The sequence below is a fragment of the Actinoplanes sp. NPDC051405 genome, from assembly GCF_055586185.1.
This window is the reverse complement of the sequence record NZ_JBVJIR010000012.1, coordinates 254,479-276,447: the sequence shown is the minus strand read 5'-3', so window position 1 is coordinate 276,447 and position 21,969 is coordinate 254,479. Positions and strand designations below refer to the sequence as shown.

The window sequence follows — 21,969 nt, the reverse complement described above, 5'->3', positions numbered from 1 at the left end:
CGGATCAGCCGGCGGTGGTGATCATCAGGCCGGTCAGCTCGTAGGAGGCGATCTCCTTGCGGATCCCGACCTTCGGTGGCCGCACCATGCGCAGGCCCGGCAGCGCGAACAGCTTGCTGAGGAAGATGTCCGTCTCCTGGATGGCGATGTAAGCCCCCGGGCAGCGGTGCGGCCCGTCGCCGAACGACAGCCCCGCGTCCCCCACCCCGTCGGCCAGTGACCGGCCCGGGCAGACCGCTCCCGCATCGGCGCCCACCGCCGCCGGATCCAGATTGGCCGCCGCCACGCCGACGTCGACCCGCGCCCCGGCGGGGATGGTCGCGTCGCCGGTCCGCAGCTCCGCCGTCGTCCAGCGGGCCAGGTTGGCCACCACCGGCTCCAGGCGCAGGATCTCGTGCAGGATCGCCACCCGCTGCTTCTCGTCGCCCTGGGTGTACGCCGCGCGCAGTTCGTCGTCGGTGAACAGGTGCCAGGCCACCAGGGTGATGAACTCGCGGGTGGTGATCATGCCGGCCGCCGCGAAGGTGACGCACTCACCGAGGATTTCCTCGCTGTTGCAACCCTCGCTCAGCAGGTGGCTGATCAGGTCGTCGCGGCTGTGCTGCTTGCGGGACCTGATCGCCGGGCGGACGTCCCGCCAGAAGAACAGCGCCATGTTGGCGTTGGAGCGGAGCTCCTTCCAGGACCTGACCAGGCGGTTCGGGCTCTCCTTCTCCTCGAAGAAGCGGTCCAGCCGGCGCGCCATGCCCGGACCGCTCTCGGTCAGCCCGATCACCTCGGCGGCCACCGCCACCGCCAGCCGGAAGGACAACTGCGAAAGATCCACGGTGCCGCGGCGGCGCAGCGTCTCGCACTGCTCCTCGGCCAGGCGGTCCATCAGGGACGCGTACGCCGTCTCGACGCGTCTCGGGGTGAAGTACTTCGCGGTCTGCCGGCGGTGCTCGCGGTGCTCGGGGCCGTCGCGGTAGAGCACGGGCATGCGCATCCGGCCCTCGAGCTTGACGGCGTTCTCCACGCCGAAGCCGGCCTGCCGGGTCTCGGTGCTGCGCAGCACCGACCGGGCGCCGGCGAAGTCCTGGACGTGCCAGACCTCGTCGGCGCCGGCGTGGACGGGGCAGCCGGGGGCCAATTCCCCTCGTGCGATCTTGCGTGCGGACTCGACCGGGGTCTCAGCTGACATGCATTGATTCTCGTCGTTGCCCGGCTCACGGGAAAGGCCCCACCCGTCTCGGGTGAGGCCTTTCTCGGGGTGGAGCCGGATCAGAAGACCGAGACGCCGTACGCGTTCAGGGCCTCGGTGACCGGCTGGAAGTACGTGGTGCCGCCGGAGGAGCAGTTGCCGCTGCCGCCCGAGGTGAGGCCCAGCGCGGTGGTGCCGGAGTAGAGCGGGCCGCCGCTGTCACCCGGCTGGGCGCAGACGGTGGTCCGGATCATGCCGCTGACCGCACCCTCGGCGTAGTTGACCGTGGTGTTCAGCGCGGTGACCCGGCCGGAGTGCGTGCCCGTGGTGCTGCCGCGGCGGTAGACGGTCGCCCCGACGGCCGGGGTGCCGGCCGAGGTGATGTCCTGCGAGCCCACCGCGCCCGACTTGGTGATCGTGGTGTTGGTGTAGCGCACGATGCCGTAGTCGTTGCCGGGGAAGCTGGAGCCGGCCCGGGTGCCGAGCGTCGTCGAGCCGTTCGTCCAGGTCGCACCGATGTTGGTGCAGTGCCCGGCGGTCAGGAAGTAGTTGGTGGAGCCGCTGCGCACGTTGAAGCCCAGTGAGCAGCGGCCGCCGCCGGCGTAGATCGCGTCGCCGCCGGAGATCGTCGGCTGGAGCTTGCCGGGCACCGACTCGAGGGTGGCCTTGTCGCCGAGCTTGGCCACGATGGCCTTGACGGCGGCCAGCTTGGCCCCGGTGACCGTCTCGTCGGCGGTCACCACGATCTTGTTGCTGACCGGGTCCAGGCCGAACGAGGTGCCGGGCGTCTTGAGCTCGGCCTTCAGGGCGGAGTCGGCGGCGGCCATCGCGGCGCCGCTGTGGGAGACGAAGCGCGGGGTCGCGCCGGCGGCGGACACCGACTTGGCGGTGGCGGCGTCGGTCACGTTGACCACCAGCTTGCCGGCCGAGTCGATGTAGGAGCCGGCGGCGGCCGTACCGAACTGGGTGTCCAGCTTGGCAGCGAGGGCGGAGGGGGCGAAGGACGGGTCGGCGGCGGGGCCGGTCGGGGCGGCGGACGCGGGTGACGCGAACGCACTGCCCACCAGCAGCACGGCGGCCAGGCCGACGATCGGTCGGCCGAGCTTCGAGCCGAGGTTACGCACAGGTTCCTCCCAGGGGGACGGGGGGTACGCCGGGTCTCCGGTGTACCGGTGCCTCCCTGAGTATTGAGCTGTTTCGATGTGGACTCAAGGTCGGTCATTGTTTCCACAATGTGAAGTAGACACCCGTCAAACCGACTCTGAGCTGCCGAAACACTCTCGTCATATCATCGGGCTATGCCCGTTTCGGGATGCCGCCGGGCCGGTCCGCGAGCTACGCGGCGGCCGGGAGCGCGGCCCCGATGCGCATTCCGGCCCGCAGATCGGTGACCAGCCGCCGCGCCTGGGCCCGGATCTCCGGGACCGCGGTGGTCTCCCAGCGCGCGCCCCGGCGCAGCGGCCCGATGACCCAGAGCCGGTCGTGCGCCCGGCCGTCGACATCGACCAGCCGCCCCGCCTCGTCGATGTCGAGACCGAGGCCGTGCGGCCCCACCCGGGCCAGCCCGGCGGCCAGCAGACCGCCGACCAGCGGGCCGGCCGAGCCCGGGAGCCGCCCGGGACCGGCACAGTTGACCACCGCGGCGAAATCCGCCAGCCCGGGCCACGCCGCGACACCACCGGCGCGGATCTCCAGCAGGCCGGCGTTGCGCAGCTCCACCACCCGGGCCGCGACCACCGGCGCCATCCGGTGCCGGTGACACTCCCACGGGCGGGCCAGATGCCGCAGGAAGGCGTCCTGCTCACCCGGCGTCAACGCGGTCCACAGCTGGTCGAGCAGGGGACGCAGACCGTCCACGACCGGCCGCCAGTCCCCCGCCTCACCGGCGGCCGCGCGTACGGCGCGGACCACATCGCGCAACGTGGCGCAGTCATCGAGCGACGGCACGGCCGGCGGGATCGCATCCGCGGTGTGGGTCAGCGGCAACAGCCCGCGCCGGCTGACCGCCACCACGGGAGCGGTCCGGCGCTCGTCGGCGGTCAAGGTCAGCGCCACGTCGACGGCGGTGAGCCCGGTGCCGATCAACAGCACCGGCCGGTCGGTGGGCAGCCCGTCGAGCACGCCCGGACGCCACGGGTCGGTCACGTACCGGGGGTGGTCGATCTGCTGGCGGGCGGCGGCCGGGCCACCGGTGGCGAGCACCACGTGGTCGGCGTGGACTGCACCGCCGTCGTCCAGCGCGACGGTGCCGTCCGGGGCCAGCGCCGCCACCCGGGCCCGGTGCACCCGCAGCCGGCCGGGGTGGGCGCGGTCCGCCTCCTCGAGCACCGAACGCAGGTAGCGCCCGTACTCGGCGCGGGGACGGAAGGCCGCCGCGGTGGTGCCGGCCCAGCGGACGAAGTGCTCCGGGTCGTCCGGGTCGGCGCTCATCGCCCCGGCCCGCGAGTTCAGCAGGTGCCACGGTTGCGCGGAGCCGTACGCGACCCCGCCGCCGGGCTCACCGGGCTCGATCAGCACCACGTCGTCATCGCCGCCGCGCAGAAGCTCGCGGGTCACCAGGACCCCCGAACACCCTCCCCCGACCACTGCCACCACACGCCCCATGAGGCCCCCTATCTCCTATCAACACGATAGGCAAAACAGGTTATGAGCGCCAGTGACGCGCCGCAGCGGAACCGCCTTGACGAGGACATCCGGGACAGAGTGGCTGGCATACGCCCGATCCCAGCCGGCAGGACCGACAGAAACGCCGGCGCGGCGCACCCGAGAGGGGTGTGCCGCGCCGGCGGGAAGCCGAAGAGCGACCGGGTCAGGCGTCGGCGATCGTGATGTTGGCCTCGTCGGCCAGGCGGTATCCGACGCCGTAGACCGTGGTCACGATCTCCGGGTCGCCGAGCTTGGTGCGCAGCCGGCTCACGTGGACGTCCACCGTGCGGACCGTGGTGTGCGTGTGCCCCCAGACGTGCCCGAGGAGCTGGTTGCGGCTGAACACCTGACGGGGGTGCCGGGACAGGAAGAGCAGCAGTTCGTACTCGAGGCGGCTCAGATCGAGCCGGCGACCGTCCTGGACGACCGTGCGCGCGCGGGTGTCGAGCCGCAGGCCGGGGACGGCCTCAGCCAGGACCGGCGGTGACCCGGCCGGCCCGAGGTCGATGTCCGCGCCAGGACCGGCGGCGGCGACCAGGTCACGCAGCGCCGACAGGACCCGTTCGCTCTCCTCCGAGCCGGGCCGGCCCAGGGTGATCGTGACGGTGACCGAGGAGTCGGGGGTGGCGATCGAGCGCAGCCGGGCGGCGCGCGGACGGCCGGCCCGGCGGACCGGGGCGGGGCGGGCGAGAGGCAGATCGGCGACGGCGAGAACGGACATCATTTTGCCCCTTTGAGGAGGGTGTGGCGGCCGCTCGGGTCTCGACCGGCGCCTGAACAATACTTTTCCCATGTGTGGGATAGGTTTATAGACGCGGAACGGCGTCGAGGGATCATTCCTTCGGGCTACCGCGGCTCTCGCACCGCGCGGTCGCGGCGGGGCACAGGGATCGCCGGTGGATCAGTGAAGGCGACAGCGTGCGCTCGCGCACCGGAGGAGATCGATGGCGAGGCGGGACGTGAGTCTTACGTCGCGCAACTGCATGGTGACCATCCTTCACACTCGGCGGCGGCGGGTCAAAACAAATCCAGGATGCGGGAGTGTTCAATTCAGTGACGGTCGGCACATTGCATTCAGGCGGGCACCGGTAATGCGGCGGTGTCCCGTCGTGCTATTTCCGCGCGAACGGCGGGAATGAGCTCACGGCCGTAGTCGATCGCGTCGTCCAGCGGGTCGTAGCCGCGGATCAGGAAGGTCGTCACGCCGAGTTCGTGATAGTCGAGCAGGGCCCGGGTGACCGTGTCCGGCGTGCCGACCAGGGCGGTGGAGTTGCCCGCCGCACCGCTGGCCCGGGCCGTGGCGGTCCACAGTGCCCGGTCGTGCCGGTCCTGGGTCGCCGCCGCCGCGAGCAGCCGTTGCGAGCCCACGTTGGCCGGCCCCTTGCCGGCGTCGCCGAAGAAGCGGGACGGGCTGATCCGGTCCAGGATGGCGTGGGCCCGCTCCCAGGCGAGGTCCTCGGTGGCGCCGAGGATGGGCCGGAACGAGACGGAGAAGCGCGGCGCGGGCTGTCCCGCCACCGCGGCCGCGGCCCGTACGGCGGCGATCTGCTCGGCGATCTGGGCCAGCGGCTCACCCCAGAACATGTACGTCTCCGCGTGCTTCACCCCCGTCGCGTACGCGGCCGGCGACGAACCCGAGAAGTACAGCGGGATGGTGCCGTGCACCGGCCGGACCTGCGAGACGAAGTCCTCGAAGCGGTAGAACCGGCCCTCGTGGGAGAACGGCGTGGTGGCCGTCCACGCCCGGCGCAGGATCGACAGGTACTCGTCGGTGCGGGCGTACCGGTCGTCCTTGGCCAGGTAGTCGCCGTCGCGGCGCTGTTCCACGTCGTGGCCGCCGGTGATGATGTTGAGTGTCACCCGGCCGCCGGTGAAGTGGTCGAGCGTGGCGAAGGTGCGCGCGGCCAGCGTCGGGGCGACGAAGCCGGGCCGGTGCGCGACCATGAACCGCAGCGTCTCGGTGTGCGCCGCCGCGTACGCCGCCAGCTGCGCACCGTCCGGGTACGCCGAGCTGTAGCCGATCAGCACCTGGTCGAAGCCGGAGTCCTCGTGCGCGCGGGCGATCCGGCCCGCGTAGCCGGGGTCGATGAAGGGCACCGTGGCCGGGCTGCTCTCCGAGCCGTCCTGGGTGGCGATGAGTCCGATGAACTCGACGGGCATGACGTCTCTCCCTGTCAGGACTGAGGCTTGAGCGAGGGCAGGTTGACGACGATGGCCTCCTGCGTGGTCCGCGCGATCACCACGACCGCCTCGTTGTCGGGATCCGGGTTCTCCTCGCGGTGCGGCACCCACGGCGGGACGAAGATGTAGTCGCCCGGCTTGGTCTCGATCCGCGTCTCGGCGCCCTCCTCGGCCGAGTAGAAGACGAAGACCGGGTTGCCGCGCACCACGTAGATCGCCGTCTCGGACTCGCCGTGGTGGTGGTTGTCGCTGGCCGTCGCCGCGGAGACGTGGGTCTCGCCCATCCACAGGTCCTTGCTGCCCACGGTCTTGCCGCTGATCGCCTCGACCCGGGTCATCCCCTGGGTCTGGGCGGTGTCACCGGACAGCGCGACCGGCGCGACGTGGTGCAGCCTCTGGTGGAAATCGTCGGTCACTGATGCTCCAGGGGTGGGTCGTAGGCACGGACCGGTGGGACCGGTCCGTCGTGGCGGGAGATCTCGACGCGGGCCTGCTGGCCGGTGCAGCCCTGCGCCAGCCGGGAGGTGCCCACGTCGCGGGTCAGCACGTTGGGGTTGCCGTGGATGCACGTGGCCACCTCGGGCGCGGAGGGGTCGAACCAGGCGCCGGTGGAGAGCTGGGCGACGCCGGGCGCGCACGCCTCGGACAACCGCGCGCCGGCCAGCAGGCTGCCGAGGTCGTTGTGGACCCGTACGACGTCACCGTCGGCGATGCCCCGCGCCGCCGCGTCGGCGGGGTGCAACCGCAGCGGCTCGCGCCCGGCGATCTTGGCCTGCTGGGAGACCTCGCCCATGTCGAGCTGCGAGTGCAGGCGCGAGGCCGGCTGATTGCAGATCAAAACGATCGGGTACGGCGACAGCTCCGGCTCGTGGAACACGGGACGGCCGGGGCACTCGTCGTAGCCGAAACCGGCCACGGTCGCCGAGTAGAGCTCGATCTTGCCGCTCGGGGTGTCCAGCGGCCGCCCGTCCCGGAAGCCCGCGAACAGCACGGTGTCCGCGCGCCGGCCCGGCAGCTCCACCTCGCCGGCCGCCCAGAAGTCGTCGAATCCCGGCAGGTCCAGGTCGGCGGCCCAGTCCTCGTACAGGTGCCGCAGCCACTCGCCGCTGGTGCGTCCCTCGGTGAACGCCGCGCGGTAGCCCAGCCGCTGGGCCAGGTCGGCGAAGATGTCGTACTCGTCGCGGGCCTCGGCGTACGGCTCGTCGGCGCGCTGCATGGCGATCAGGTGGGTGTCGCCGCGACCGGCGCCCAGGTCGTCGCGTTCCAGCGTGGTGGTGACCGGCAGCACCACGTCGGCGTGCCGCGCGGTCGCCGTCCAGTACGGCTCGTGCACGATCACCGTCTCCGGCCGGGCGAAGGCGCGGCGCAGCCGGTTCAGGTCCTGGTGGTGGTGGAACGGATTGCCGCCGGCCCAGTAGACGAGCTTCGTGTCCGGGTGGGCGTACCGGCCGCCGTCGTAGTCGAATTGCTCGCCGGGGTGCAGCAGCAGGTCGGCGATCCGGGCGCACGGGATGAAGTCCGGCACCGGGTTGCGGGCGCGCGGGAACGTCGGGAGCCCGTACGGCAGCTTGCCCCCGCCCACCTCGCCCACCGAGCCGTAGCCGTGGCCGAAACCACCGCCGGGTAGTCCGATCTGTCCCAGCACCGCCGCGAGGGCGAGCCCGGCCCACAGCGGCTGCTCGCCGTGCCGGGTGCGCTGCAGCGACCAGCTGACCGTGATCAGCGTGCGGCCGGCCGCCATCCGCCGGGCCAGCGCGACGATCGCCGCCTCGTCCAGCCCGGAGATCTCCGCGGCCCACGCCGGGGTCTTGTCCGCCACGTCGCTGACGAACTGCCGTCCGCCGACCGTGTGCCGGTCCAGGAAGTCGAGGTCCGCGTGACCGTCGGCGACGAGCTGGTGGGCCAGGGCGAACATCACCGCCACGTCGGTGCCGGGGCGGACGGCCAGCCGGTCGCCGGTCAGGTCGGCGGCGAGGTCGTCCCGCAGCGGTGACACCGAGGCGACCCGCAGCCCGCGGGCCGTGGCGGTGCGCAGGTGCTCGCGGAGATCGTGCGTGGCGCGGCCACCGGGCGTGACGTAGCTGGTCGCGGCCCGGATGCCGCCGAAGGCGACCACCAGGTCGGTGTGTGCGGCGATGACCGGCCAGTCGGTGCCGCCCCGGATGATCGCGTGCGTGCCGCGGTGGCCGACCAGGTGCGGCAGAACCACGTTGGAGGCGGCGAAGCTGTAGTTGTCGCGCGCGTCGGTGTAGCCGCCGCCGAGGGCGAGGAACCGGTGCAGCTGGGACTGCGCGTGATGCAAGCGGCCGGCGCTGGCCCATCCGTACGAGCCGCCGAAGATCGTGTTGTCGCCGTGCTCCCGGGCCCGGGTCAGCGCCTCGGCCACCCGGTCGAGAGCCGTGTCCCAGGAGACCTCCTCGAAGGAGTCGTAGCCGCGACCGGCCCGCGGGCGGCGCAGCGCGGGGCGCGCGACCCGGGAGCCGTGCCGGTGCGCGCCCGCGATGTTGCCCAGCAGCGGCGTGGGGTCCGGATCCCCGCGGCGCGGCGTGACCTCGAGGGTCGCGCCGGCGCGAGAGACCCGGAAGGCTCCCCAGTGCGAGCTGCCGGTGCTGCTCACTGCTCGACGACGCCCAGCTCGGCGAGCAGGTCGGCGCGCAGCGCGACGAACTCCGCGTGGCCCCGGGAACGGGCCTGCGCCGACACCTGGTGGTCCGCGGCGATCCGGCCGTCGCGCATGGTCAGCACCCGGTCGGCCAGCAGCACGGCCTCGTCGACGTCGTGCGTGACCAGCAGCACCGCCGGCCGGTGCCGGGAGATCAGGTCCCGGACCAGCCCGTGCATCCGGATCCGGGTGAGCGCGTCCAGGGCCGCGAACGGCTCGTCCAGCAGCAGCAGCTCGGGCTCGCGGACCAGGGCCCGGGCCAGGGCGACCCGTTGGGCCTCGCCGCCGGACAGGGTCAGCGGCCAGGCGTCGGCGTGGTCGCCGAGACCGACCTCCTCCAGCGCGGACTGGGCGCGGGACCGGGCTGTCGCGCGCGGCAGGTTCAGGGCCACGTTGCGCCAGACCTTCTCCCAGGGCAGGAGCCGGTGCTCCTGGAAGACCACGGTGGACGAGGAGGGCACGACGAGGTCACCGCCGTCGAGCGGGTCCAGGCCCGCGAGGGTACGCAGCAGCGTCGTCTTGCCGCACCCGCTCTTGCCGAGCAGGGCCACGAACTCGCCCCGGCGGATCTCGAGGTCGAGCTCGTGCAGGACGGTGCGGTCGCCGTACCGCCGGGTGACCGCACTGGCCCGCACCGCGGGCGCGTCCACCGCCGTGGTCACAGCTTCACCGCGTGGTCCGCGATATTGATCTTGCCGCTGAGCACCTTCCGCTCGCTCAGCCAGTCGGCACCGGCCTGCAGCTGGGCGATGCCGTCGTCGTTGATCAGGCTCCAGGTGGTCTGCACGTTGCCGGCCACGATCTTCTGCACCACGGCGTCGGGGTACTTGGAGACGGCGTTGCCGATCTTCTGCGCCTCGGCCTGGTTGGCGTTCACCCAGTCGGCCTCGGCCTTGTACGCGGCGATGACCTTGCGGATGGTGTCCGCCTCCTTCTTCGCGTAGTCCTCGCGGACCAGGTACGTCGAGAAGTCGATCTGCTTGTCCAGCTCGTCGCCGTCGGTGAAGATGCGCTTGGCGCCGTACTGCACCTCGGCCAGCTCCATCGGGCCGGACCAGATGCCCCACGCGTCCACCTTGCCACTGCCGAAGGCGGGTGCGGCGTCCGGCGGGTTCAGATAAGTGAAAGTCACCGAGTCCCGCGGCACGTTGTACTTCTCCAGCGCCGCGACGAGCAGGAATTCGCCCAGCCCGGCCTTGTTCACGGCGACGTTCTTGCCGGCCAGGTCCGCGACCTTGGTGATGCCCGAGTTCGGCAGGGCCAGGATCGACGACAGCCGGGGCTTGGCGGTGGCCCAGGCGACGTACTTGAGCTTGTTGCCGGACAACAGCGCCTGGTCGGCCGGGGTGGAGCTGCCGCCGAAGCTGAAGTCGGCGGTGCCGGTGGCGACGGCCTGCAGGGTGGGGGCGTGGTTCGGGAACGGGCCGACCCACTCGACGTCGATGCCCTGGTCCTTGAGCGTCTGCTCGAACACGCCACGGGTCTTGGGCACCGAGATCGCGCCGTAGGTCAGCCGGACCTTCTTGCGGCCGTTGGCCTCCGCCGCGTTGTCGCCGCAGGCCGCGAGCACGGGTAGAGCGAGTGCGGCTCCCAGCAGTGAGCGGCGGGACAGTGTCACTTCTTACCTCCGGAGTAGTTCGGGTGCCAGGCCAGGAGACGGCGCTCCAGGGCCCGGGCGATGAGATCGGTGCTCAGACCGATGAGCGCGTACAGGACGATGACCAGGACGATCACGTCGGTCTGGAGGAACTCGCGGGCGTTGGTGGCCATGAAGCCGATGCCGGCGGGCGCGCCGACGGTCTCGGCGATGACCAGGGCCAGCCACGCGTTGGTCAGCGCCAGCCGCACGCCCAGCAGGACGGACGGCAGCGCGCCGGGCAGGATCACCGTGCGGACCAGCCGGAGCCGGGGCAGGCCGATGACCCGGCCCATCTCCAGCAGCTTCGGGTCGACCTGGCGGATGCCGAGCACGGTGTTGAGGTAGATCGGGAAGAGGGTGCCGAGCGCCACCAGGAAGTAGCGCCCGCTCTCGCCGACGCCGAACCACACCATGACCAGCGGCAGGATCGCCAGGAAGGGGATGGCCCGGACGATCTGGATGTTGCGGTCCACGATGGCCTCGGCCAGCCGGGAGAAGCCGGTCAGCACGCCGAGCACCAGGCCGATGCTGCCGCCGATGGCCAGGCCGATGGCGGCGCGTTTGAGGCTCTCCCACAGGTGGGTGGGCAGCTCGCCGGTCTCGGTCAGCCGCCAGGCGGTGACCCCGACCGAGCTCGGGGCCGGCAGGACGTTGGGGGCGATGATCCCGGCCCGGGCCAGCAGCTCCCACGTGAGCAGCAGCAACAGCGGAACGACCCAGGAGATCACCCGGTACGGCAGCCCTCTCCGGCGCGCCCCGCCGGGGGCCGGTGTGCTCGTGGTCGCCGCCGGTGGGCTGACCGGGGCGGCGATGGTGGGAGTGGACATGGCCGGAACTCTGACTCATCCAAGTTCTGCATGTCAACTGAACCCCATAGGTTTACTAGGATATGGGATCACCGTTGACACCCATGCAGCAAGGAGGGCACGGTTGGGGCCATGCCCACCCCCGCTGCGGATGCTCAGGCTCTGCCGACGCCCCGCCTTTCCCATCTGGTGGACGTGACCGCGGCCCTGGCTGCCCACGCCGAGCAGCACGACCGCACCGCCGACCTGCCGCACGCCGGCCTGGCCGTGGTGCACGAGGCCGGCCTGCTCACCCTCACCGTCGGCGCCGAGCACGGCGGCCCGGGCGGTGGCCTGGCCGACACCGTGCGCGTCCTCACCGCCCTGGGCCGCGGTGACCCGTCGGTCGCCCTGATCAGCGCGATGACGCTCTTCGCGCACGCCGCCTCGGCCGCCTGGCCCGCCGGCCTCTACGCCGAGGTGCTGGCCGAGTCGGCCCGGCGGCCCACCCTGATCAACGCCCTGCGCGTCGAGCCCGACCTCGGCACCCCGGCCCGCGGCGGCCTGCCGGCCACCACCGCCCGGCGGACGGCGGACGGCTGGGAGCTCACCGGTCACAAGATCTTCTCCACCGGGGCGGTCGGGTTGCGCTGGATGCAGGTCTGGGCCCGGACCGACGAGGATCCGGTACGCACAGGAGCGTTCCTGATCCGCACCGACTCCCCCGGCATCACCGTCGAGCGCATCTGGGACCACCTGGGCCTGCGTGCCTCCCGCAGTGACGACGTGACCTTCGACCGGGTCCCCGTACCGCTCGGGGCGACGCTGGAGCTGGCCGAACCGGGAGCGCCCGGCGCGGACCCCGGCGGCCTGCGCGCCTGGAACGCCCTCGGCATCGCCGGCATCTACCTCGGGGTGGCCGCCGCGGCCGTCGGCTGGCTCACCGGCTACCTGCGCGAACGCGTGCCCACCAACCTCGGCAAGCCGCTGGCCTCGCTCCCCCGCTTCCAGAGTGAAGTCGGCCTGATCTCCGCCGGGCTGCTCACCGCGACGACGCTGGTCGACAGCATCGCCCAGGCGATCGACCGCGGCGAGCCGGTCGACGCGGCCCAGCCGGGCCTGGCCAAGACCGTCGCCACCACCGCCGCCATCGACGCCGTGCAGCGCGGTGTCGCTCTCATCGGCAACGCCGGGCTCAGCCGCCGGCACCCGCTCGAGCGCCATCTGCGCGACGTGCTCTGCGGGCGCATCCACACCCCGCAGGACGACGTCGTCCTCACCGCCGCCGGTCGCGCCCAGCTCGAGAGGAATTCCTGATGACCGTCGAGTTCGTCGGCATGATCGGCACCCGGGACGTGTCCGAGACCCGCGCGCCCAGCGGACCACCGATCGACCCCGGCTACGTACGGCGCTTCAGCCGGGCGCACGAGGACGGCGGCTTCGACCGGGTGCTGATCGGCTACGGCTCGTCCACGCCGGACGGGACGCAGGTCGCCGCGTACGCCGCCGCGCACACCGAACGCCTCGGGCTGCTCATCGCCCACCGGCCCGGCTTCGTCGCCCCGACCACCGCCGCGCGCACCTTCGCGACGCTGGACCAGCTCTCCGGCGGCCGGGTCGCCGTGCACACCATCACCGGCGGCTCGGACGCCGAGCAACGCCGCGACGGCGACTACCTGGGCAAGGAGGACCGGTACGCCCGCACCGAGGAGTACCTGCGGATCCTGCGCCGCGCCTGGTCGTCGCCGGAGCCGTTCTCGCACGAGGGCCGCTTCTACCGCTTCGAGAACTTCTCGCTGCAGGCCCAGCCGGCGCACCGGATCCCGCTGTACTTCGGCGGCTCGTCCCCGGCGGCGTACCGCACCGGCGGGGCGGTCGCCGACGTCTTCGCCCTCTGGGGCGAGCCGCTGAAGGAGACCGCCGAGCAGATCGCCGCCGTGCAGGCCTCGGCGGCCGCGGCCGGGCGCGGCCCGCTGGGCATCAGCGTCTCGTTCCGGCCGATCCTGGCCGCGACCGACGAGCTGGCCTGGGAACGGGCCGAGCGCATCCTGGCCACCATCACCGAGAGCAAGGGCGGCAAGGGCTCCTTCACCGGCGACAAGACCCGCGTGCTGGGCGGGCCGCACCCCGAGAACGTCGGCTCGCAGCGCCTGCTCGCGGCCGCCGCCAAGGGCGACCGGCACGACCGGGCACTGTGGACGGCCACGGCCCGGGCCAGCGGCGCCCAGGGCAACTCGACCGCCCTGGTCGGCTCGCCCGAGACCGTGGCCCGCGCCCTGCTGGACTACATCGACCTCGGCGTCACCACGATCCTGATCCGCGGCTACGACCCCGTCGACGACGCGGTCGACTACGGCCGGCACCTCATCCCGCTCGTCAGGCAGGAACTAGCTCACCGCTCCCTCGTCGCTGCTTAGGGGACCACCATGACCGTCACCCCTCTCCACCAGGACCGTGCCGTGGACGCCGACCTCTTCCGGGCGCTGCTGCGCCGCCATGCCGCCGCCGTCGTCGTGATCACCGCCCCCGGTGAGCCCCCGGCCGGCTTCACCGCCACCTCGTTCACCTCTGTCTCGCTCGACCCCCCGCTGGTCTCGTTCTGCCTGGCCAAGACCGCCTCGGCGTGGCCGGCCGTGGAGTCGGCGAGCACCATCGCCGTACACGTGCTGACCCTGGAGCAGGAGCACGTCGCCCGCACGTTCGCGACCCGGGGCATCGACCGCTTCGCCGCGCACGGCGCCTGGCGGCCCGGACCGGACGGTGTGCCGCTGCTCGACGGCGTGCTGGCCCGCATCGTGTGCCGGGTGACCCAGCGGGTGGAGGCCGGCGACCACACCATCGTGCTGGCCGCGCCGGAGCTGGGCGAGCACCACGAGGACACGACGGTCACCCCGCTCGTCTACCACGACGGCACGTACGCGCACCTCAAGCGGTCGGCGTAGATGGAGTTCCACTGGTTCCTGCCGACCGCCGGGGACAGCCACGGCATCACCAGCGGCGGGCAGGCGGCCGCCACCGTGACCACCGAGCGCCCGCCCGAACTGGGCTACCTGGCGCTGGTGGCCCGCGCGGCCGAGCGCCTCGGCTTCACCGGCGTGCTCACCCCGACCGGCACGTTCTGCGAGGACGCGTGGCTCACCACCGCCGGGCTGCTCACCGAGACGTCCACGCTGCGGTTCCTGGTCGCGTTCCGGCCCGGGCTGGTGTCGCCGACGCTGGCCGCCCAGATGGCCTCGACGTACCAGCGCATCTCCGGCGGGCGGCTGATGCTCAACGTGGTCACCGGCGGGGAGTCCACCGAGCAGCGCCGCTTCGGCGACTGGCTGGACCACGACCAGCGGTACGCCCGGACCGCCGAGTTCGTCCAGGTGCTGCGCGGCGCCTGGTCGGGCGAGCCGTTCGACTTCACCGGCGAGCACTACCGGATCGAGGGGGCGACGACGCGGCAGCCGCCGGATCCCGTACCCCCGATCTTCTTCGGCGGGTCGTCGCCGCCGGCGTTGCGGGTGGCGGCCGAGCACGTCGACACGTACCTGACCTGGGGTGAACCGCCGGACGCGGTCGCCGCCAAGCTGGCCGCGGTGCGCGCGCTGACCGATCGCCGGCTCACGTACGGGATCAGGCTGCACGTCATCACCAGGGACACCGCCGACGAGGCCTGGGCGGCGGCGCGCGCCCTGCTCGACCGGGTGCCGGAGGCCGCCGTCACCGCGGCCCGCGAGCGCTTCGCCCGTACCGAATCGGAGGGTCAGCGCCGGATGGCGCAGCTGGCCGGCGGCGACTCGCTCGAGGTCTCCCCCAACCTGTGGGCCGGCTTCGGCCTGGTCCGGCCGGGCGCGGGCACCGCGCTGGTCGGCAGCCACGCCGAGGTCGCCGAGCGGCTCACCGAGTATCACGCGCTGGGCATCGACCACTTCATCCTGTCCGGACAACCACACCTGGAGGAGGCCTACCGCTTCGGCGAGGGCGTCCTCCCCCTGCTGAAACTGGGAGCAAACGCATGAGCGGAATCGTCGTCGTCTCGGGTAACCCGCGGCCCGGATCGCGAACCTCCGTGCTGGCCTCGGCCGTCGGGGAGGCCCTGGGCGGTGCCGCCGCCGTGGTGGAGGTCGGCGCGCTCGGTGCGGGGCTGCTGACCCCGGGAGACACCGCCACGGCGGCCGCGGTGACGGCGATCCGCGAGGCTGATGTGCTCGTGGTCGCCACGCCGACCTACAAGGGCAGCTACACCGGGGTGCTGAAGGTGCTGCTCGACCAGCTGCCCGCCAATGCGCTGGCCGGCAAACGGGCCGTACCGGTGGTGACCGCGGGTGTGGCCCCGCAGGCCGCAGCGGCCGCGGCCCTGCTGGCGCAGCTGCTCGCCGAACTGGGCGCCGAGGTCGCGCCCGCGCTGCCGGTGGTCGAGGCCGACCTGCCCGAGTCGGCGACGATCGCGGAGAAGTACGCGGCGTTGCACGGCGGGTGATTGGCGGCGGCTTGCCACGATGACGCCATGGAAATCCTCGTGACCGTCGCGCTCGTCGTGCTGCTGGTCGGCCTGATCCTGCTGGGCCTGGCCTCCTCGGCGAACTCCCGGCGGGAACAACTGCGGACGGCTGCCCGGCTCACCGCGATCGAGCAGAAGCTCGACGCGGTGGTCGGGCACCTGGGCATCACCGTCCGCGAGCGGGAGCTGCCCGAGGTGCTCCGGCTGATCTTCGCGGACCAGCGGGTGGCGGCGATCAAGGCCTACCGCGACGAGACCGGCGCCACCCTGCTGGAAGCGAAGAACGCGGTCGACGCTATCGCTGCGCGGCACGGGCGCTGACGCGGCGCTCCCGCAGCCTCCCGGCACCGGCCAGCAAACCCGCGGCGGCCATCGAGACCGCTCCCCAGAACACCAGCGAGCCCTCGGCGTTGCTGTCGAACCAGGCCGTGTAGGCCAGCACGGTCGCGACCGCGACCACCAGGACCCCGGGCAGGCTCGCCAGCGCCCGGTTCCGCCCGGCCGGCCGCACCAGGCCGACCAGCGCGTCCGCCACCACCAGCAGCGCGGCCACGGCACTCATGCCGAAGGTGAACGACCGCACGTCGAGCGGCACGTCCGCGTCGTCGAGGCGGTAGACGATGAGCAGCAGGGCGACGCCCAGGGCCAGGGCCAGGATGGCCGCGGCGCCGAGGTCCCAGCTGCGCGGCAGCGGCCGCTCCCGGTCCTGGCGCTTGCGCGGGATGTAATCCCAGGCCCGGTTGATGGCGAAGCGGCTCGCCAGCGCCCCGAAGACGCTCAGCGCGAGAAAGGCGACGATCGGCGGGACAACGCTGCGGGTCAGGTAGGCGATGATGCCGGCGACCAGGGCGGCGACCGGCAGGCTGGTGGCCGCGCCGACCAGCCAGCCGTTGCGGAAGTCGGTGCGGGCCGCGGGCAGGTCCAGCGGGTGGACCAGCGGCTGGGTCTCGGGGTCGGGCAGGTCGACGAGCTCTTCCATGGCGGTCGGTGCCTCTTCCAGGGTTGTCACGGCAGCCTCCAGGGCGCGTGGTCGATGAAGGAGCTGGTGGGGTTGGGCCGGGCGATGTCGTAGACCTTCTGCCGGGAGACGCCGAGCCGGGCGGCGACCGTCACCGCGCTGAAGTCGTCGAGCAGAGCCTCGACGGCGAGCGCCCGGACCGCGGAGGCCCGGGAGGTCAGGTGGGCGGTGAGGGCACTGACCTCGGCCGCGATCAGCGCGACGGCAAGCGGACCGCCGAACGGCTCGGCCCAGTCGGCCGCACCGTCGGCGGCCGCGGCGAACATCTTGTCGCCCCCGTCGGCCAGGGCCGAGCGCACCAGCTCCGGGGCCACCCCGGCCGACTCGAAGCGCTCGCGGACCGGCGCGCGGGTGTCGGGGGTACGGTGCGCCAGGACGACGTCCCAGCTTTTGTCACCCCCGGGTTGACTGCTCATGGTCAGAGCATGTGTCACCCCCGGGGTGACTGTCAACCCTCCAGACTGGACCGGGGCGCCTAGAGTGCGGCTGTGCCCCCGTTCCCCCTCGCGTACCGGTGGACGCTGGGCGTCTTCCTGATCGTGGTCGCCGCCACCTGGTGGCGCCCGGAGCATCCGGTCGAGCAAGCCATGCACCACTCGCTCACCGTGCTCGGACTGGTGGCGCTGCTGCTCGTGCAGCGCCGCCGCCCATTGCCGTACACGTCGTTCCTGCTGATCCTGATCTTCCTGACCCTGCACTCGGTGGCGGCCCGGTGGATCTACTCCTTCGTCCCGTACGACGACTGGACGGACGCGCTGTTCGGCGTACGCCTCAACGAGCTCTTCGGGTGGCAGCGCAACAACTTCGACCGGCTGGTGCACCTGTCGTACGGGCTCTGCTTCGGTCCGGTGCTGTTCGCCCGGTTCCGGGAGGCCGGGCGCGGCATCCGCTGGGCGGCGCTGGTGGCGGTGGACGTGGTGCTGTCCACGAGCGCGGTGTACGAGCTGTTCGAGTGGGCCATCGCGATGACGCTCGCGCCCGGGGCGGCCGAGGCCTACAACGGCCAGCAGGGTGACCTGTGGGACGCCCACAAGGACATGACGCTGGCGACGGGCGGGGCGATCGTCGCGGTGGCGGTTGCCGGGCTGATCGCGTACCACCGATCGGGTTTTGGCTCTCGCCGGATCCCGCAGCCGGCGGCGACGCTGGACGGATGATCAGTCTCGCGTCCCTGCTCGGCGTCACGGCCGTCGCCCTCGGCATGGTGCTCACCCCGGGCCCGAACATGATGTATCTGGTCTCGCGCAGCATCACCCAGGGCCGGCGGGCCGGCATCGTCTCGCTCGGCGGCGTGGTGATCGGCTTCCTGGTCTACCTGACCGCCGCGAACCTCGGCCTCTCGGTGATCTTCGTGCACGTCCCGGAGGCGTACACGACTCTCAAGCTGGCCGGTGCAGCCTACCTGGGCTGGCTCGCCGTCAAGACGCTGCGCCCGGGCGGCACGTCGGTCTTCGCGCCGGGTGACCTGCCGATCGACTCGACGCGGCGGCTGTTCACCATGGGCCTGCTCACCAACCTGCTCAACCCGAAGGCCGCGATCATGTACCTGTCGCTGATCCCGCAGTTCGTCCGCCCGGAAGCCGGGCACGTGCTGGCCCAGGGCTTCGTGCTCGGCGGCGTGCAGATCCTGGTCAGCCTGACGGTCAACCTGCTGATCGTGGCGGCGGCGGGAGGCATCGCGGTCTTCCTGGCCCGGCGGCCGGCCTGGCTGCGGATGCAGCGCTACCTGATGGGTACGGTGCTCGGCGCGCTCGCCGTGCACCTGGCCACGGACCGCGCCCGCCCGGCCTGACGCAATCCGGCCAGGTGGTGGCCGTTACCGGCGCCTAGTCTCGGCTGATGTCGTTCTGCTGGGATGTCTACGTGTGGCTGCCGGAGCGGACACCTGGGCTTCTGCAGGCGTTCGTCGACCGCTACGTCGACACCGAAGCACCCGGCGACGACCGGCTGCCGTCGTTCCTGCGCACCTACGTCACGGGCACGCCGACCGAGGCGGATGCCGCGACGCTGGACGAGCTCCGCTCGCCTGACGGCAGTTCGGCGTTCACGCTGTACCTGCACGGCCGCAGCCACCCCTGGGCGATGATCACCATCACCGAGGACGACGCGGCCGTGCTGGGCCTGAGCATCGACGATCCCGGCAACTCCCCGGCCAAGCGCCGCGAAGCGCGGGAGCTGATCGAGCACCTGCGCCAGGAATTCTCTGCCCCCGCCGGGATCGCGGGCGTGGAGATGCCGCCGCCGGGATCCCGGCACCAGTGGCGCACGGACCACACCCAGATCCGCGTCGGAACCATCCCGCACGACCCGGCCTGAGCCCACCGCCTCCCCGCCCGCGCGCCACTACGCCCACCGCCGCCGCTCCCGCTGCTGTTACTGCCGCCGCTGCCGCTGCTGTTACTGCCGCCGCTGCCGCTGCTGTTACCGCCGCCGCTGCCGCTGCTGTTACCGCCGCCGCTGCCGCTGCTGTTACCGCCGCCGCTGCCGCCACCGCCACCGCCAGGCCCTCGCCAATGCCGGTGCCGCCATCGGCATCGGCATCGGCATCGGCATCGGCATCGGCATCGGCATCGGCATCGGCATCGGCGGACTCTGACACTGCTCAGGATCGTCGGGCCCGCGGCCGACCGGGAGCTGCGGCACGATCGTGGGGTCGGTAATCGTGTCGTCGGCCGCCAGCAAAATCGCCTTGGACAGGATCAAGGACAGCACCCGGTCGTCGTCGAAGGGCAGGTGGACCGCCTCCTTGCGCTTGTGTTCGGGGACGATGCACAGGTAGGTGTCGTCGGGTTCGATCAGGATGTTGGCCGAGCCGAGGTGGATCCGGTACGTGCCACGGTTTCCGCGGACCCGGAGGTATCTGTCCGTCAGTTCGCAGCGCGGCCCGATCGACAACCGCGGCAAGAGGCGGGCCAGCACGTCGCGGCGTACCTCGGCCGAGGCGGTCAGAGCACCGAAGCCGGCCGACTCCCGGTAGGCGCGGAAACGCTCGGTTCCCCGGTCCTGCCACGCCTCGTCGGCGGCGATCGACGTGACGCCGACGAACAGATCCACGTCGCGCATCGCCTCGCTGAACACCCGTACCGGCACCTCGGTCAGCGGCGCATCCTGCCACGCTCCGCCGGCGCGGCGGGTGAAGCGGACCTCGCCGAGCATGCAGTACACCACCTGATGGTCCGCCTCCCCGGCCGCTTCGTGGACCAGCAGCGCCCGCCACTCGCCGCCACCGAGATCCTTCGCCGCTTCCGTGCGGTGACCCTGATCCCATGTGCCGAGGTAGCTCGCCGCCCAGCCCCGGGTCCGCATCAAAGCGTTGGCTTGGCGATAGCGCAGGATGTGCCCCGCGAAACGCCGCGACGAAGTACGGCTCGACGCCTCCGCCGAAGTCAGCGGATAGACCTCCCGGAACGCCTGCTTGAACGGCTGCCGCACCTCGCTCACTCCGATGTGGTCACGCCAGCGCGCCGCCTCCCCCGGGCCGGCCAACGCCGGATGCCAGAGCCGCACCCGCCCGCCGACCGCCTCGAAGTCGTCGCCCGCCTCGTCCACCAGCTTCCAGCCGCCGTCGGCCTCACGACGCGGAATGCCGGCTCGCCACGACCTGCCGTCCACCGACGATTGCCAGACGAGTCGGCCGGCCACAGATCGCGTGATCGGATGATCCAGATAGCGCGCCACCCAATCAGCCCACGCCCAGCTTCGCTCCTGGGACAGCAGCGACTCGATCCGACCGCGTTCCGCAGCCAGCGTTCTGGTGATCTCCTTGACCAGCGCCCGAGCCTCCGTGACGTCCACATCGGCGGGCACTCGCTTGAGCGGCCTGCCGTCCCGCATGACCACCGATCGCGCCCTGCCGTCAACGACCTCCACCTGGACGCGGCCGGGCACCGGCCAGCGCCGTCCTTCCGCATCCAGGCCGTGGTCGTCGATCCCGAGCTCCAGCGCCTCGCCGGCCGCCCAGCCACGCGCGTTCTCGATCCGCTCGATCGCACCGCGAACCCGCGCCAGCAACGGTTTGCTCCGCACCGCAAGCGCCAGCCGCACCAGCGCCCGCACCGGCGCATCACCCCCGCGATCCGCCAAGATCTCCACCGCGGCCGCCGCTGTCCGCGGCGCCCGCACCTCCGAAGATGCCGTGGCCGCCCGCACCGCGACCCGGGCCAGCAACGCAGTCGTTTCCTCCCCTGGATCCCTGGCGGCGAACCAGATCAGCCCCCGCAACAGCAGGTCGGTGTCCTCACCGACCGACCCTTGATAGGCACAGAACCGCTCCAGCAGAGGGGTGATCACGCCTGCCCCGCCGAGCAGATCATCCGCCCGGCGCAGCCAGCCCTTGGCCGGCACCGGCTTGGTCAGCGACTCGGCGTGCCGCAGCACGGCAAGCACCCCGGAATCGGTCAGCAACGGCCGCAACGACTCCTGCACCGCCGCGTCGAAGACGTCGTCCGCCGGCAACACGTGGCCGAGCCCACCGGGATCGATCCGGTCCAGCACAGCGCCGTACGCCTGGGACAGCGAATGACGCACCCGCGCAGCCAGATAGCTGGTCTTCACCGCGTCCAGCACCGCTTCGAAGGCCGGAACGAGGTCACGCAGCTCCTCCGGCGGCAGCGCGGCACCGATGATGGCGGGCAGGCGCCACGGCGAGCCGTCGTCGCGTCCGGTCTCGCCGGCCAGCACCCGCAGGCTCCAGATCAGGTCATCCCGGGTCCAGCGCACGTCATCGGTCGCGAGCGCGGCGATGACCTCGGCCGGGTGCACGAAGGGGGCGTCGTCGCGGGCCGCTTCCCAGTGCAGGCGGAGACAGATCAGCCGGCGGTGCTCCGCGGGCAGCGCCGGGTCGGCGTCCGTCGTCCGCACCTCGTGCAGGCGTGGGTCGGGGTCGACCATCGGGGTCAGGTCGAGCAGGATCGGCTCCATCAGCCACCCACCAGCGGGACCAGGCGGACGAACGCGACCGTCGGATCGCCGCGCAGGTCGATGAGCTGGTCGAGGTCGTCGACCTGGTGCCGGCCGACGATCATCACGAAGCCGTTGCGGGTGAACGCCTGGCACGCCGCGTCAGCTTGCGCGACCCAGTCGAGGCGCTGTCCCGCGACCGGCCGCACCAGGCCGCGGAAGACGTCGCCCGCCGTTGCGTGGAAGCGGGCCACCTCCTCGCGGACCCGCAGGCGCAGCAGCTCGCGGGCGGTGATCTCGTCGGGAAGGTCCGGCAGGACCCACTCGTCGATCGCCCGGCCCGCCATGGTCTCATCGCGCACCATCACCTCGGCCACACCCGCCCCTTCCTTCGGCCCGGTCATCATGGCGGCAGCCTCCGACAGTTTTCGGAATGCCGCGGTGACCGGCGGCGTTGGCAGCACCGAGGAGGC

General features: G+C 72.2%; 23 protein-coding genes. 9 read left to right on the top strand and 14 right to left on the bottom strand.

Annotated features, from left to right (window positions below):
* Positions 1 to 4: 4 nt before the first annotated feature.
* The 10 genes from ACZ6S4_RS25975 to ACZ6S4_RS25930 all read right to left on the bottom strand — a co-directional run bounded on the left by ACZ6S4_RS25975 (position 5) and on the right by ACZ6S4_RS25930 (position 11,135).
* A complete protein-coding gene (locus tag ACZ6S4_RS25975; protein ID WP_465477401.1) occupies positions 5 to 1,180 on the bottom strand; it encodes a cytochrome P450 in 1,176 nt (391 codons plus the stop codon).
* A gap of 80 nt (positions 1,181 to 1,260) precedes the next feature.
* Complete coding sequence (locus tag ACZ6S4_RS25970) at positions 1,261 to 2,304, bottom strand: S1 family peptidase (RefSeq protein ID WP_465477400.1); 1,044 nt, start codon at positions 2,302 to 2,304, stop codon at positions 1,261 to 1,263.
* A gap of 211 nt (positions 2,305 to 2,515) precedes the next feature.
* On the bottom strand, positions 2,516 to 3,784 hold the full coding sequence (locus tag ACZ6S4_RS25965; protein WP_465477399.1) for an FAD/NAD(P)-binding protein: 1,269 nt from the start codon (positions 3,782 to 3,784) through the stop codon (positions 2,516 to 2,518).
* A gap of 205 nt (positions 3,785 to 3,989) precedes the next feature.
* Complete coding sequence (locus ACZ6S4_RS25960) at positions 3,990 to 4,547, bottom strand: winged helix-turn-helix domain-containing protein (protein WP_465477398.1); 558 nt, start codon at positions 4,545 to 4,547, stop codon at positions 3,990 to 3,992.
* A 353-nt stretch (positions 4,548 to 4,900) separates the two neighbouring features.
* Entirely contained in the window at positions 4,901 to 5,986 is a 1,086-nt protein-coding gene (locus ACZ6S4_RS25955; RefSeq protein WP_465477397.1) for an LLM class flavin-dependent oxidoreductase, read from the bottom strand.
* Positions 5,987 to 6,000: 14 nt separating this feature from the next.
* Complete coding sequence (locus tag ACZ6S4_RS25950; protein ID WP_465477396.1) at positions 6,001 to 6,423, bottom strand: cupin domain-containing protein; 423 nt, start codon at positions 6,421 to 6,423, stop codon at positions 6,001 to 6,003.
* Positions 6,420 to 8,624 (bottom strand): molybdopterin-dependent oxidoreductase, encoded by a 2,205-nt coding sequence (locus ACZ6S4_RS25945; RefSeq protein ID WP_465477395.1) that lies wholly within the window; start codon positions 8,622 to 8,624, stop codon positions 6,420 to 6,422. The genes ACZ6S4_RS25950 and ACZ6S4_RS25945 overlap by 4 nt, the downstream gene beginning before the upstream one ends.
* Positions 8,621 to 9,331: an ABC transporter ATP-binding protein gene (locus ACZ6S4_RS25940; RefSeq protein WP_465477394.1), complete on the bottom strand. Its 711-nt coding sequence runs from the start codon at positions 9,329 to 9,331 to the stop codon at positions 8,621 to 8,623. Before ACZ6S4_RS25940 ends, ACZ6S4_RS25945 begins: the two co-directional genes overlap by 4 nt.
* The gene (locus tag ACZ6S4_RS25935; RefSeq protein WP_360823875.1) at positions 9,328 to 10,287 is read right to left on the bottom strand and encodes an aliphatic sulfonate ABC transporter substrate-binding protein; all 960 of its coding nucleotides are present in this window, start codon (positions 10,285 to 10,287) and stop codon (positions 9,328 to 9,330) included. The genes ACZ6S4_RS25940 and ACZ6S4_RS25935 overlap by 4 nt, the downstream gene beginning before the upstream one ends.
* Positions 10,284 to 11,135, bottom strand: coding sequence for an ABC transporter permease subunit (locus ACZ6S4_RS25930; RefSeq protein WP_433720587.1), 852 nt, complete (start codon positions 11,133 to 11,135; stop codon positions 10,284 to 10,286). Before ACZ6S4_RS25930 ends, ACZ6S4_RS25935 begins: the two co-directional genes overlap by 4 nt.
* Positions 11,136 to 11,246: 111 nt before the next feature.
* Between ACZ6S4_RS25930 and ACZ6S4_RS25925 the strand changes: the two genes are divergently transcribed.
* From ACZ6S4_RS25925 to ACZ6S4_RS25900, 6 genes are read left to right on the top strand one after another with little or no spacing between them, the layout of a single operon-like run.
* Positions 11,247 to 12,410 carry an acyl-CoA dehydrogenase family protein gene (locus ACZ6S4_RS25925; RefSeq protein ID WP_465477393.1) on the top strand — a complete coding sequence of 388 codons (1,164 nt, stop codon included), beginning with the start codon at positions 11,247 to 11,249 and terminating at the stop codon, positions 12,408 to 12,410.
* Positions 12,410 to 13,510: an LLM class flavin-dependent oxidoreductase gene (locus tag ACZ6S4_RS25920; protein ID WP_465477392.1), complete on the top strand. Its 1,101-nt coding sequence runs from the start codon at positions 12,410 to 12,412 to the stop codon at positions 13,508 to 13,510. The genes ACZ6S4_RS25925 and ACZ6S4_RS25920 overlap by 1 nt, the downstream gene beginning before the upstream one ends.
* Before the next feature lie 9 nt (positions 13,511 to 13,519).
* Complete coding sequence (locus tag ACZ6S4_RS25915; RefSeq protein WP_451908768.1) at positions 13,520 to 14,035, top strand: flavin reductase family protein; 516 nt, start codon at positions 13,520 to 13,522, stop codon at positions 14,033 to 14,035.
* Positions 14,036 to 15,097 (top strand): LLM class flavin-dependent oxidoreductase, encoded by a 1,062-nt coding sequence (locus tag ACZ6S4_RS25910; RefSeq protein WP_465477391.1) that lies wholly within the window; start codon positions 14,036 to 14,038, stop codon positions 15,095 to 15,097.
* Complete coding sequence (locus tag ACZ6S4_RS25905; RefSeq protein WP_465477390.1) at positions 15,094 to 15,558, top strand: NADPH-dependent FMN reductase; 465 nt, start codon at positions 15,094 to 15,096, stop codon at positions 15,556 to 15,558. The genes ACZ6S4_RS25910 and ACZ6S4_RS25905 overlap by 4 nt, the downstream gene beginning before the upstream one ends.
* Positions 15,559 to 15,585: 27 nt before the next feature.
* On the top strand, positions 15,586 to 15,900 hold the full coding sequence (locus ACZ6S4_RS25900; RefSeq protein ID WP_465477389.1) for a hypothetical protein: 315 nt from the start codon (positions 15,586 to 15,588) through the stop codon (positions 15,898 to 15,900).
* On the opposite strand, the gene ACZ6S4_RS25895 is transcribed toward ACZ6S4_RS25900, so the two are convergent.
* On the bottom strand, positions 15,875 to 16,588 hold the full coding sequence (locus ACZ6S4_RS25895) for a hypothetical protein (RefSeq protein ID WP_465477388.1): 714 nt from the start codon (positions 16,586 to 16,588) through the stop codon (positions 15,875 to 15,877). The two genes, ACZ6S4_RS25900 and ACZ6S4_RS25895, sit on opposite strands and share 26 nt — an antisense overlap.
* On the bottom strand, positions 16,585 to 17,013 hold the full coding sequence (locus tag ACZ6S4_RS25890) for a hypothetical protein (RefSeq protein WP_465477387.1): 429 nt from the start codon (positions 17,011 to 17,013) through the stop codon (positions 16,585 to 16,587). Before ACZ6S4_RS25890 ends, ACZ6S4_RS25895 begins: the two co-directional genes overlap by 4 nt.
* A gap of 72 nt (positions 17,014 to 17,085) precedes the next feature.
* Here ACZ6S4_RS25890 and ACZ6S4_RS25885 point away from each other — a divergent pair, with 72 nt between their 5' ends.
* The 3 genes from ACZ6S4_RS25885 to ACZ6S4_RS25875 are packed head-to-tail and all read left to right on the top strand — an operon-like array spanning position 17,086 to position 18,913.
* On the top strand, positions 17,086 to 17,754 hold the full coding sequence (locus tag ACZ6S4_RS25885) for a DUF2238 domain-containing protein (protein WP_465477386.1): 669 nt from the start codon (positions 17,086 to 17,088) through the stop codon (positions 17,752 to 17,754).
* Complete coding sequence (locus ACZ6S4_RS25880; RefSeq protein ID WP_465477385.1) at positions 17,751 to 18,389, top strand: LysE family translocator; 639 nt, start codon at positions 17,751 to 17,753, stop codon at positions 18,387 to 18,389. The genes ACZ6S4_RS25885 and ACZ6S4_RS25880 overlap by 4 nt, the downstream gene beginning before the upstream one ends.
* A gap of 47 nt (positions 18,390 to 18,436) precedes the next feature.
* Positions 18,437 to 18,913, top strand: coding sequence for a hypothetical protein (locus ACZ6S4_RS25875; protein ID WP_465477384.1), 477 nt, complete (start codon positions 18,437 to 18,439; stop codon positions 18,911 to 18,913).
* A 153-nt stretch (positions 18,914 to 19,066) separates the two neighbouring features.
* Here the strand turns inward: ACZ6S4_RS25875 and ACZ6S4_RS25870 are convergent, their stop codons facing one another.
* Entirely contained in the window at positions 19,067 to 21,517 is a 2,451-nt protein-coding gene (locus ACZ6S4_RS25870; protein WP_465477383.1) for a DUF4132 domain-containing protein, read from the bottom strand.
* Entirely contained in the window at positions 21,517 to 21,903 is a 387-nt protein-coding gene (locus ACZ6S4_RS25865) for a hypothetical protein (protein WP_465477382.1), read from the bottom strand. Before ACZ6S4_RS25865 ends, ACZ6S4_RS25870 begins: the two co-directional genes overlap by 1 nt.
* Positions 21,904 to 21,969 lie beyond the last annotated feature (66 nt).

Bases quoted from the DNA above. Each gene is read 5' to 3' on its own strand.
- ACZ6S4_RS25960 (WP_465477398.1), bottom strand. From the start codon at position 4,547: ATGTCCGTTCTCGCCGTCGCCGATCTGCCTCTCGCCCGCCCCGCCCCG.
- ACZ6S4_RS25905 (WP_465477390.1), top strand. From the start codon at position 15,094: ATGAGCGGAATCGTCGTCGTCTCGGGTAACCCGCGGCCCGGATCGCGA.
- ACZ6S4_RS25865 (WP_465477382.1), bottom strand. From the start codon at position 21,903: ATGATGACCGGGCCGAAGGAAGGGGCGGGTGTGGCCGAGGTGATGGTG.
- ACZ6S4_RS25930 (WP_433720587.1), bottom strand. From the start codon at position 11,135: ATGTCCACTCCCACCATCGCCGCCCCGGTCAGCCCACCGGCGGCGACC.
- ACZ6S4_RS25955 (WP_465477397.1), bottom strand. From the start codon at position 5,986: ATGCCCGTCGAGTTCATCGGACTCATCGCCACCCAGGACGGCTCGGAG.
- ACZ6S4_RS25900 (WP_465477389.1), top strand. From the start codon at position 15,586: ATGGAAATCCTCGTGACCGTCGCGCTCGTCGTGCTGCTGGTCGGCCTG.
- ACZ6S4_RS25880 (WP_465477385.1), top strand. From the start codon at position 17,751: ATGATCAGTCTCGCGTCCCTGCTCGGCGTCACGGCCGTCGCCCTCGGC.
- ACZ6S4_RS25965 (WP_465477399.1), bottom strand. From the start codon at position 3,784: ATGGGGCGTGTGGTGGCAGTGGTCGGGGGAGGGTGTTCGGGGGTCCTG.
- ACZ6S4_RS25875 (WP_465477384.1), top strand. From the start codon at position 18,437: ATGTCGTTCTGCTGGGATGTCTACGTGTGGCTGCCGGAGCGGACACCT.
- ACZ6S4_RS25910 (WP_465477391.1), top strand. From the start codon at position 14,036: ATGGAGTTCCACTGGTTCCTGCCGACCGCCGGGGACAGCCACGGCATC.
- ACZ6S4_RS25975 (WP_465477401.1), bottom strand. From the start codon at position 1,180: ATGTCAGCTGAGACCCCGGTCGAGTCCGCACGCAAGATCGCACGAGGG.
- ACZ6S4_RS25925 (WP_465477393.1), top strand. From the start codon at position 11,247: ATGCCCACCCCCGCTGCGGATGCTCAGGCTCTGCCGACGCCCCGCCTT.
- ACZ6S4_RS25920 (WP_465477392.1), top strand. From the start codon at position 12,410: ATGACCGTCGAGTTCGTCGGCATGATCGGCACCCGGGACGTGTCCGAG.
- ACZ6S4_RS25890 (WP_465477387.1), bottom strand. From the start codon at position 17,013: ATGAGCAGTCAACCCGGGGGTGACAAAAGCTGGGACGTCGTCCTGGCG.
- ACZ6S4_RS25870 (WP_465477383.1), bottom strand. From the start codon at position 21,517: ATGGAGCCGATCCTGCTCGACCTGACCCCGATGGTCGACCCCGACCCA.
- ACZ6S4_RS25915 (WP_451908768.1), top strand. From the start codon at position 13,520: ATGACCGTCACCCCTCTCCACCAGGACCGTGCCGTGGACGCCGACCTC.